Origin of the sequence: Dyella monticola (genome assembly GCF_003363155.1) — a bacterium.
In the GTDB taxonomy this organism is placed as follows: Bacteria; Pseudomonadota; Gammaproteobacteria; order Xanthomonadales; family Rhodanobacteraceae; genus Dyella_B; species Dyella_B monticola.
The window spans coordinates 30,305-40,219 of the sequence record NZ_QRBE01000018.1 but is presented as its reverse complement, the minus strand read 5'-3'; the positions used below and the strand labels follow the sequence as shown (position 1 = coordinate 40,219).

The window sequence follows — 9,915 nt, the reverse complement described above, 5'->3', positions numbered from 1 at the left end:
GTACGATGCGTAGCGATCAAATCAAAACCGGCCCCGACCGTGCTCCGGCACGCGCCATGTTGCGCGCCACCGGCCTGAATGACGGCGACATCGCCAAGCCGCTGGTGGCCGTGGTGCACACGTGGTCCAACGTGAGCCCCTGCAATCTCAACCTGCGCGAACTGGCCGAGCACGTTTCCGCCGGCGTTCGCGCGGCAGGTGGCACGCCGGTCGAGTTCAACACCATCGCCGTCACCGACGGCATCGCGATGGGTACGCCCGGCATGCGTGCGTCGCTGATCAGCCGCGAGGTCATCACCGATTCCATCGAACTGGCGGTGGATGGCCACTGCCTCGATGCGATGGTGGTGCTGTGCGGCTGCGACAAAACCATTCCTGCCGCTGCGATGGCGATGGCGCGCCTGAACATTCCCGCCGTTGCACTGTATGGCGGCACCATTGCGCATGGGCATCACAACGATCATCCGATCACCATCCAGCAGGTGTTCGAGGCGGTGGGCGCGCATGGCGCCGGCAAGATCGGTGATGACGAGCTGACCGCCGTCGAAAAAGATGCCTGTCCCGGTGCGGGCGCATGCGGCGGCCAGTTCACCGCCAACACCATGGCGATGGTGCTGCAGACGTTGGGCTTGTCGCCGATGGGCTTCAACGATATTCCCGCCACCCATCCAGCGAAGGCACACGCGGCGTTTCGCTGCGGCGAGCTGGTGATGGATTGCCTGCGCGCGCAACGCAAGCCGTTGGATATCCTCGACCAGACGGCATTCCGCAATGCCGCGCGCATGGTCGCGGCGACCGCCGGGTCCACCAATGCCGTGCTGCATCTGCTGGCGATCGCGCGCGAAGCCGGTGTGCCGTGGACCATCGAAGACTTCGAACCTGCGTCCGCGCACACCCCGGTAATCGCCGATCTGTTGCCGGGCGGTCGCTACACCGCCGTGGAAATGTTCGGTGCCGGCGGTAGCGCCCGGGTTGCGCAGGAGCTGATCGCAGCGAACATGCTGGAAGACAGGCCCACCGTTACCGGCCGCAGTTTGTTCGAAGAATGCGCTGCCGCGCCGCGTGCCGACGCGCAAGACGTGGTGCACCCCGTAAGCCAACCACTGAAACCACGCGGCGGCTATTCGATCCTGTACGGCAACCTCGCACCCGAGGGTTGCATCCTGAAACTGGCCGGCAAAGGCGCCACGCATTTCGAAGGCCATGCGCGCGTGTTCGAAAGCGAAGAACACGCCTTCGCGGCCGTGCAGGCCGGCCAGATCGCCAAGGGCGATGTCGTGGTCATCCGCAATGAAGGCCCCGCCGGCGGCCCGGGCATGCGCGAAATGCTGGGCGTTACCGCGGCACTCATCGGCCGCGGCCTTGGCGACGATGTCGCGCTCATCACTGACGGCCGCTTCTCCGGCGCCACGCACGGTTTCATGGTTGGCCATATCGCGCCTGAAGCGGCACGCGGCGGTCCGATCGCGCTGTTGCACGAAGGCGATCGGATCGTGATCGATGCGCAGTCGCGCACGATCTCCACCGACGCCGATCTGCCGGCACGCCGCGCCACCTGGCAACCGCCGGCGCCGAAAGTCACGCGCGGCGCACTCGCCAAATACGCACAACTGGTGGGCTCGGCCTCCGAAGGCGCGACCACGCAAGCCAACCCACGCACAAGCAAACCATCTAACGCCAACCCATCACCTGTCACATCAGGCACTGACGCAGGAGTCACCGCATGAGCACCACCGCCACCACCGAAACGCTCGCCAAGGCCCGCATCGCCGTTCTTGGCTACGGCAGCCAGGGCCGCGCCCACGCGCTCAACTTGAAAGACTCCGGTCTGGATGTCGTGGTCGGACTGCGCCCGAATGGCCCGACCTGGCACAAGGCCGTGGCCGATGGCTTCCACGTGGTCGAAGCGGCCGAAGCCGTACGCGGTGCGGATCTCATCGCTGTGCTGACCCCGGACATGGTGCAGCCCACGCTGTACAAGGAATCGATCGAGCCGAACATCAAGGCAGGTGCGGCCCTGCTGTTCGCGCACGGCTTCAACGTGCACTTCAAGCAGATCGAACCACGCGCCGACATCGACGTCGTGCTGGTTGCACCGAAAGGCCCTGGCGCGCTGGTGCGCACCGAATATGAGCGCGGCCGTGGTGTGCCGTGCGTCTACGCGGTCTATCAGGATGTCAGCGGCCACGCGGAAGAAAAAGCCAAGGCCTACGCCGCTGGCCTGGGCGGTGCGCGCGCCATGCTGATCAAGACCGATTTCAAGGAAGAAACCGAAACCGATCTGTTCGGTGAACAGGCCGTGCTGTGCGGCGGCGCCAGCGAGCTGGTGATCAAGGGCTTCGAAACCCTGGTCGAAGCCGGCTATCAGCCGGAAATCGCCTATTACGAAGTGCTGCACGAACTGAAGCTGATCGTGGACCTGTTCTACGAAGGCGGCATCACCCGCATGCTGGAGTTCATCTCCGAAACCGCGCAGTACGGCGATTACGTCAGCGGCCCGCGCGTGGTCGATGCCGGCACCAAGGAGCGCATGAAGGGGGTGCTGAAGGACATCCAGGACGGCACCTTCGCGCGCAACTGGATCGCCGAGTACAAGGCCGGCCTGCCGAACTACAAGAAGTTCAAGCAGGCGGACCTGGATCATCCGATCGAGCAGGTCGGCGCTCAGCTGCGTGCGCGCATGCCGTGGTTGCAAACGGGTGCGAAAGCCAACCAGCCTGCGCTGAAGAAAGTCGGTTAAAACCCATGCGGCGCTCATTCAATCCCCCTGTCTCCGGCGGATGGGCGCCGCATGGTCCTTCATTGGAAATGTGCGCATGAAACGTTTTCACATAGCTCTTGCAGTTGGCGATCTGAAGGCATCCATTGCCGACTACAGCGTGCGCCTGGGTCAACCGCCGAACGCCGTCGTCGATGGCAAGTACGCGATGTGGCGCACTGATCTTTTGAATTTTTCGATCAACCAGAATCCCGAGCGCGCCGGCCAATTGCGGCACATCGGCTTCGAGGACGACGCTGCGGAAGGCTTTGCCAGCACCCGCGATGTGAACGGCCTGGAGTGGGAACACTTTTCCACGCACGCGCAGGACGAGCGCATCGTGGAGATGTACGGCACACCCGTGCGCGCCTGACGCGCCGCCGGCGCGCTCCGCAGACATCGACCACCACAACGCACGCTTCAAGCACCAAGGGACCGACGTGAACATGCCACTGCTGAAACCCACACCCGCCGCCGATGCCGAACAGGCCATCGCGCGCCATCCGCTGGCAGGCACTGCCATGAGCGGTGCGGATGTCGTCGTACAAGTGCTGGCAGACGAAGGAGTGGAAGTACTGTTCGGTTATTCGGGCGGCGCGATCCTGCCGGTTTACGACGCCGTGTTCCGGCATAACGCGGAACATCTCAAGGCGGACGGCAGCGAGCCGATGCCGCTGGTCGTGCCTGCCAACGAACAAGGTGCGGGCTTCATGGCGTCCGGTTATGCGCGCGCATCGGGCAAGGTCGGCGTGGCGATCGTTACGTCCGGCCCGGGCGCCACCAATATGGTGACGCCGGTGCGCGATTCCGCCGCCGATTCGATTCCGCTGGTGGTGATCTGCGGCCAGGTTTCCACGCAGGCCATCGGCAGCGATGCGTTTCAGGAAGCGCCGGTCAGCAACATCATGAGTTCCTGCGCCAAGCACGTGTTCCTGGTCACCGCGGCGGACAAGCTGGAGGCCACGCTGCGCACGGCATTCACCATCGCGCGCAGCGGGCGGCCTGGCCCGGTCGTGGTCGACATTCCCAAGGACGTGCAGAACGCCACCGTGGTTTTCGATGGTCAGGAGGAGCTGCCGCTGCCCGGCTATCGCGCGCGTCTGCGCTCGATCGAACAGGCAACGTTGAGCGACGCCGAGTGCGCTGCTTTCTTCCAGGCCCTGGCCGACGCGAAGCGACCGTTGATCTACGCCGGCGGCGGTGTCGTCGGCAGTGGTTCGGCCTCGCTGTTGCGCGAATTCGTTGCCGCGTTCGGCCTGCCGGTCACCACCACGCTGATGGGCATCGGCGGTTTCGATACCACGCATCCGTTGTCGCTACACATGCTCGGCATGCACGGCACGGCCTATGCGAATTATGCTGTGGAGGATTGCGATTTTCTGTTTGCGCTCGGGGCGCGCTTCGATGATCGCGTCGCCTGCTCGCCGCCGCAGTTTGCACCGCGGGCAAAATACATCGCGCACATCGACATCGATCCGGCCGAGATCAACAAGGTGAAGCAGGCCGACTGGCAGCACGTCGGCCCGCTCGATCGTGCGCTGCAGCGGCTTATCCAGTATGGGAAGGCTCACGGCCATCAGCCCGTTTTGGCGGACTGGCATGCGCATGTCGCTGCATTGAAGCGCAATCATTCGATGAACTACGACCGCGACAGTGCCCTGATCCAGCCCTATGCAGTGCTGGAAGAAATCAACCGTCATACGCAAGGTCGCGCGATCTTCAGCACGGGTGTGGGCCAGCATCAGATGTGGGCCGCGCAATACCTGGATTTCGTCGAACCCCGGCATTGGCTTACCTCCGGCTCCATGGGCACGATGGGTTTCGGCCTGCCTGCCGCGGTCGGCGCGCAATTCGCGCGGCGCGATGCGCTGGTGATCGATATCGATGGCGACGCCAGCATACGCATGAATCTCGGCGAGCTGGAAACAGTCACCACGTACGGCTTGCCGGTGAAGATCGTGGTGATGAACAACGTCGGCGACGGCATGGTGCGGCAGTGGCAGAAGCTGTTTTTCAAGGGACGCTTCGCCTCTTCCGACAAGAGCCTGCATCGCAAGGACTTTGTGCGCGCCGCCGAAGCCGACGGTTTCGCGTGGGCGCGTCGATTGGAAAACCGCGAGGAGTTGGCCAGCACCATCGCCGAATTTCTCGCCTTCGATGGCCCCTCGTTCCTCGAAGTGATGATCGATCCGGATGCCGGCGTGTATCCGATGGTCGGTCCCGGCGCGAGTTACTCGCAGATGATCACTGGCGAGTTCATTCCCTCGCGCGCCGTCGCCAAGACGGGTGAGGCGGTCGCCTCCGACGCGTTCTAACCCCCTAAACGCTACACACGACAGGATCAGGCCATGCAACACACGCTTTCCATCCTTCTGCAGAATGAAGCCGGCGCGCTGGTTCGTGTCGCGGGCCTGTTTGCCGCACGTGGGCACAACATCGATACCTTGACCGTGGCTCCCACCGCCGATCCCGCGGTATCGCATCTTCTTTTGACCGTGCGCGGCGACAATGCCGTGCTCGCACAGATCCTGCAGCAGACACGCAAACTGGTGGACGTCCTGCAAGTACAACACGCCACGCACGCATGAACGCACAGCTTGCCGAACGGGAAGCGGCGCCGACCGCCGCCTCCGTGTTGCGACGCGCCGAAACGGCGCGCGTCTATGAAGTGGCGCAGCACACGTCACTGGAGCGCGCATCGCTGCTTTCCGCGCGACTGGGTGCGGATGTATGGCTCAAGCGGGAAGATCAACAACCGGTGTTTTCATTCAAGCTGCGTGGCGCGTACAACCGCATGGCGCAGCTCGACCCCTCCGAGCGCGAGCGCGGTGTGATTGCCGCCTCGGCCGGCAATCATGCGCAAGGCGTGGCGCTTGCGGCGTCACGCTTGAAGATGCATGCCACCATCGTGATGCCGCAGACGGCGCCGCAGGTCAAAGTCGATGCGGTGCGCCGCTTCGGCGGTGCCTATGCGGATGTGATCCTGCACGGTGACTCCTACAGCGACGCACAGGCCGAAGCCCAGCGCTTGCGCGATGAACGCGGTGCCACATTGGTTCATCCCTTCGACGATCTGGAGGTGATCGCCGGCCAGGCCACCATCGGCCTGGAGCTGCTGGCCCAACATCATGCGCCGTTGCATGCGGTGTTCGTCCCGATCGGCGGCGGCGGGCTGGCGGCGGGCGTGGCCGCGGTGATCAAGGCGCGCAGGCCGGATGTGCGTGTGATCGGTGTGCAGGCCAGCGACGCCGACGCCATGGCGCGCGCGCTCGAAGCCGGCGAACGCGTACTGCTCGACGAAGTGGGCCTGTTCGCCGACGGCACTGCGGTGAAGCAGGTCGGTGCGCTGACCTTTGCGCTATGCCAGCAGTATCTGGATGACGTACTGCGCGTGGATACCGACGCCATCTGCGCGGCGATCCGCGACATCTATCAGGATACGCGCAGCATTCCCGAGCCTTCCGGCGCGTTGGCGCTGGCGGGCCTGAAACAATACGTTGCCGCGAACGGTTCCGTCGAAGGCGCGTTGGTGGCGGTTGTCTCCGGCGCCAATATGAATTTCGATCGGTTGCGCTTCGTCGCCGAACGGGCAGAAGTCGGCGAGCAGCGCGAAGCCGTGTTCGCGGTCACCATTCCCGAGCAACGCGGCAGCTTTCGGCGCTTTTGCATGGCGCTGGGCCAGCATTCCATCACCGAATTCAATTATCGCATCGGCGATGCGCGCGCTGCGCATATATTCGTGGGTGTGCAAACCGCGCGCCGCGGCGAACGCGAGGCCTTGACCGACGCCTTCCGCGCCAACGATTTTGGTGTGCTCGATCTGACCGACGATGAGCTTGCAAAGCTGCATCTGCGCCACATGATCGGTGGACGCTCTCCGCTTGCCCATGACGAGCGCCTGTATCGCTTCGATTTCCCCGAGCGTCCGGGTGCATTGGCGCGCTTTCTGGAACGCATGCATCCGGACTGGAACATCAGCCTGTTCCACTATCGCAACCATGGTGCAGATTACGGACGCATCCTGGTCGGCATCCAGGTGCCATCGAGCGAGCTCGCACTGCTTGACGATTTTCTCACGACGCTCGGTTATGCGTATGTCGATGAGAGCGACAACCCTGCCTATCGCTTACTGTTGTGCGCTCAGGCGTGAGTGTTCCTTGACGCGGCTTGCGTCAATGCGCGCTGTTGAAATCGCTGGTGTTCTTGCACAGGTACCAATGCACCTCCCGTCGCCCAGATGACATGGGTGGCTTTGCCCGGCTCGAGGTGATGACGATGCAGATACTGCATCCCCTCGGACGATTCGATCAGCCGCACAGGGCCATCGACGGCGGCAGCCGCAGAGGGTTCCAGGTCGATGCCGGTGGCCTGCTTGACCGCCAGCAACTGATCGAACAGTTGGTCATCGGTGACAGTGAATACGCCCGAGAGCTGCGCCTGCATGAGCGGACTGGCCAGTTGCGATGCCAACGCTACCGCCAGCCCGTCCGCCTCGGTGCGGTTGTCCAGGCCGATGTCGTAGACAGAGAGAGGACGGCTGGAATGGCTGGCAATCTGAACGAGCATGCACGGTGACGCCACCGGTTCGGCGATGAAGCAGTGAACGTGCTCGCCAAAAAGCGCCTTCAGTCCGTGGATGATGCCACCCGGCGCACCGCCGACGCCGCTGGGGATATAGACGCACAGCGGCCGCGACGCGCCCACCGGGCGCCCGGCCTGCGCCAGCTGCATCGCCAGATGGTCCGCGCAGGCGGCGTATCCCAGGAACAGCATCTTCGAATTTTCGTCGTCGACAAAATGGCAGCGAGGTTCGATCAATGCCTGCGCACGCCCCGCCGCAACGGCTTGCGCATAGTCGCCTGCATGTTCCACTACACGTACGCCACGCGCTCTTAGCCGTTGCTTCTTCCATTCCTTCGCATCGACGGACATGTGCACCACGGCCTGAAAGCCGAGCGCGGCGGCCATCGTGCCAATGCTCAAGCCGAGATTTCCCGTGCTTCCCACCGCGATGGTATGGTGCGAAAAAAGGCTGCGCGCCTCGCTCGAGGCAAGCAGCAAGGGATTGCCCTTCGCGCACAGACCCTGTGTTTCGGCGAGCGCTTCGGCGAGCGCCAGGACTTCATGGAATCCGCCACGCGCCTTGATGGAACCGGCCACCGGCAAGCTATCGTCCCGCTTTATAAACCACGCTTGGCCCGTGGCTCCTTGCCGATCCATGGCATGTTGCAGCGCTGGTGCGGGCGCAAGGCTGGATTCCACCTTGCCGCCGCACGCGGCGAGCTCGGGAAACAGCGCCGCAAGCAATGGTTCGCAGCGCGCGAACCTTGCTTGCGCAGCCGAACGTTCAGCCTGCGTGGGCGCCCAGCCCAACGGGCGTTCTCCCAGATAGGGGTTTATCCACATCACGGGCCTTTTCAGCCGCAACGTCGCCCACAGGGCTTCTTGGGCAGGTGTATGGGTCATGGCGCGGCGCTCGATGCTAAAACGTCACCATGTTACGTCGCACGTAACGGCGGATGTGCCGCCGGCCTCCAGCATGTCGGGTAGGCGCGTTCGCGCAATGGCCGCGGGGAATGCCGCCGACTTGATCAGGTGTGTCGCTTGCGCCCTGCAGGCAACCTCAGGCTAAAAGCTGTCCGGCGAGTACCTCATCCATCGAACCGCCTGCATCCAGTTCGAAAACGTGGTTGTCGTAATCCATGAAATACAGCGCGGTGTCTTCGCGCGCCATGAAATGCTCGACGTCGTAGGTGGCCAGTTTGTGCGCGCAGGCGATGAGTTCATCGCGGTCGACTTCGAAGGCGATGTGATCGCCATTGCGGCAGGAAGGGCCGTCACCCTGTCGCAATACGAACCACACCCCGCCGAATTTCGCGAAGGCCTGCGGGTGTCCATCATCGTCGGGGCAGTCAGGGATCACCCTTGCACCTAACACGCCCGCAAACAGGTCTGCGGTACGCGAGGGATCGCGCACGATCAGAGCGATATGACCAATGGCTGCACTCATGAACGACCCACCCCACCCTAATGCGGCATAACGACCCGGACAGGCCCCTTGGCGCGAGACTGTACTACCGGTTCGGGTACGGCGCGCTTTCTGGATAAAAGGGGCACGCTACACTTGGGGTATGGCTCCGACTTCCCGCAAGCGCCCCCGGCGCACGTCCCCGGCACCTGCGCCGCATCGCTCGCGCGCCGTCCCACCCAGCAACCGGGAGCAGCCGACACGACCGGCCGACAGCTCCACACGTGCTGCGCGAGTGCTGGATTTTCTGCTGCAAAAGCTGCCCGATCAGCATCGCCAGAAAGCGCACGACATTCTTGTGCTGACCCGCATGGACCGCCCCATCGGCGCATTGCTCCTGCTATGGCCGACGTGGTGGGCGCTGTGGCTGGCGGGTGGGGATTTCCCCCCATGGAAGCCTTTGATCATCTTTACCCTGGGCGTCTTCGCGATGCGTGCCGCCGGTTGCGCCATCAACGATTTCGCCGACCGCAGGCTCGATCCACAGGTGGCGCGAACCGCGGGAAGGCCCATCGCCTCCGGCCGCATCACCGCGCGCGAAGCGCTGATCGTGTTCGTAAGCCTCTTGGTTTTCGCCTTCCTGTTGGTGCTGATGACCAACGCGCTGACCATCAAGCTTTCCTTCATCGGCGCCGCGCTGGCGGCGCTCTATCCCTTTACCAAGCGCTATACGGACCTCCCCCAGGTGGTGCTGGGCGCGGCGTTCGGCTGGTCCATTCCGATGGCGTTCGCAGCGATCCAGAACACCGTGCCACCGGTGGGCTGGCTGTTGTTCATCGCCAACATTCTGTGGTCGGTGGTCTATGACACCGAGTACGCCATGGTCGATCGCGAGGACGACCTCAAAGCCGGCGCGCGCTCCACGGCCATCCTGTTTGGCGACGCGGACGTGCCGATCATCGGCATCCTCATGGTGACCTTTGTGGTGGCGATGGTGATGGTTGGTACACGCGACCATCTGGGTTGGCCGTACTGGGTCGCCATCGCGGCCACGTGCGGGTTGTTCGGTTGGCAGCAGTGGTTGATCCGCCATCGCGAACGCACTGCATGTCTGGTCGCGTTTCGCCACAACAACTGGGTCGGGCTGGTGTTGTGGGTAGGCATTGCGCTGGCCCTGGCGATCCGCTGA

General features: G+C 63.6%; 9 protein-coding genes. 7 read left to right on the top strand and 2 right to left on the bottom strand.

Annotated features, from left to right (window positions below; translation table 11 throughout):
- Positions 1 to 5: 5 nt before the first annotated feature.
- The 6 genes from ilvD to ilvA all read left to right on the top strand — a co-directional run bounded on the left by ilvD (position 6) and on the right by ilvA (position 6,908).
- Entirely contained in the window at positions 6 to 1,727 is a 1,722-nt protein-coding gene (gene ilvD, locus DWU98_RS19960) for a dihydroxy-acid dehydratase (protein ID WP_115497346.1), read from the top strand.
- Entirely contained in the window at positions 1,724 to 2,740 is a 1,017-nt protein-coding gene (gene ilvC / locus DWU98_RS19955) for a ketol-acid reductoisomerase (RefSeq protein WP_115497345.1), read from the top strand. The genes ilvD and ilvC overlap by 4 nt, the downstream gene beginning before the upstream one ends.
- A gap of 76 nt (positions 2,741 to 2,816) precedes the next feature.
- On the top strand, positions 2,817 to 3,131 hold the full coding sequence (locus tag DWU98_RS19950; RefSeq protein WP_115497380.1) for a VOC family protein: 315 nt from the start codon (positions 2,817 to 2,819) through the stop codon (positions 3,129 to 3,131).
- Positions 3,132 to 3,204: 73 nt separating this feature from the next.
- Positions 3,205 to 5,073, top strand: coding sequence for a biosynthetic-type acetolactate synthase large subunit (gene ilvB, locus DWU98_RS19945; RefSeq protein ID WP_115497344.1), 1,869 nt, complete (start codon positions 3,205 to 3,207; stop codon positions 5,071 to 5,073).
- A 33-nt stretch (positions 5,074 to 5,106) separates the two neighbouring features.
- Entirely contained in the window at positions 5,107 to 5,346 is a 240-nt protein-coding gene (gene ilvN, locus DWU98_RS19940) for an acetolactate synthase small subunit (protein ID WP_115497343.1), read from the top strand.
- A complete protein-coding gene (gene ilvA / locus DWU98_RS19935; protein ID WP_115497342.1) occupies positions 5,343 to 6,908 on the top strand; it encodes a threonine ammonia-lyase, biosynthetic in 1,566 nt (521 codons plus the stop codon). The genes ilvN and ilvA overlap by 4 nt, the downstream gene beginning before the upstream one ends.
- On the opposite strand, the gene dsdA is transcribed toward ilvA, so the two are convergent.
- Together dsdA and DWU98_RS19925 are read right to left on the bottom strand one after the other, a co-directional pair.
- A complete protein-coding gene (gene dsdA, locus DWU98_RS19930; RefSeq protein WP_115497341.1) occupies positions 6,899 to 8,224 on the bottom strand; it encodes a D-serine ammonia-lyase in 1,326 nt (441 codons plus the stop codon). The genes ilvA and dsdA overlap by 10 nt on opposite strands.
- 157 nt (positions 8,225 to 8,381) lie before the next feature.
- The gene (locus tag DWU98_RS19925; protein WP_115497340.1) at positions 8,382 to 8,768 is read right to left on the bottom strand and encodes a VOC family protein; all 387 of its coding nucleotides are present in this window, start codon (positions 8,766 to 8,768) and stop codon (positions 8,382 to 8,384) included.
- Between the two features lie 253 nt (positions 8,769 to 9,021).
- On the opposite strand from DWU98_RS19925, the gene ubiA reads away from it, so the two are divergent.
- Positions 9,022 to 9,915 carry a 4-hydroxybenzoate octaprenyltransferase gene (ubiA, locus tag DWU98_RS19920; protein WP_230474965.1) on the top strand — a complete coding sequence of 298 codons (894 nt, stop codon included), beginning with the start codon at positions 9,022 to 9,024 and terminating at the stop codon, positions 9,913 to 9,915.

Excerpts from the sequence above, each read along its gene's own strand:
- ilvD (WP_115497346.1), top strand. The coding sequence starts at position 6 with ATGCGTAGCGATCAAATCAAAACCGGCCCCGACCGTGCTCCGGCACGC.
- ilvC (WP_115497345.1), top strand. The coding sequence starts at position 1,724 with ATGAGCACCACCGCCACCACCGAAACGCTCGCCAAGGCCCGCATCGCC.
- DWU98_RS19950 (WP_115497380.1), top strand. The coding sequence starts at position 2,817 with ATGAAACGTTTTCACATAGCTCTTGCAGTTGGCGATCTGAAGGCATCC.
- ilvB (WP_115497344.1), top strand. The coding sequence starts at position 3,205 with ATGCCACTGCTGAAACCCACACCCGCCGCCGATGCCGAACAGGCCATC.
- ilvN (WP_115497343.1), top strand. The coding sequence starts at position 5,107 with ATGCAACACACGCTTTCCATCCTTCTGCAGAATGAAGCCGGCGCGCTG.
- ilvA (WP_115497342.1), top strand. The coding sequence starts at position 5,343 with ATGAACGCACAGCTTGCCGAACGGGAAGCGGCGCCGACCGCCGCCTCC.
- dsdA (WP_115497341.1), bottom strand. The coding sequence starts at position 8,224 with ATGACCCATACACCTGCCCAAGAAGCCCTGTGGGCGACGTTGCGGCTG.
- DWU98_RS19925 (WP_115497340.1), bottom strand. The coding sequence starts at position 8,768 with ATGAGTGCAGCCATTGGTCATATCGCTCTGATCGTGCGCGATCCCTCG.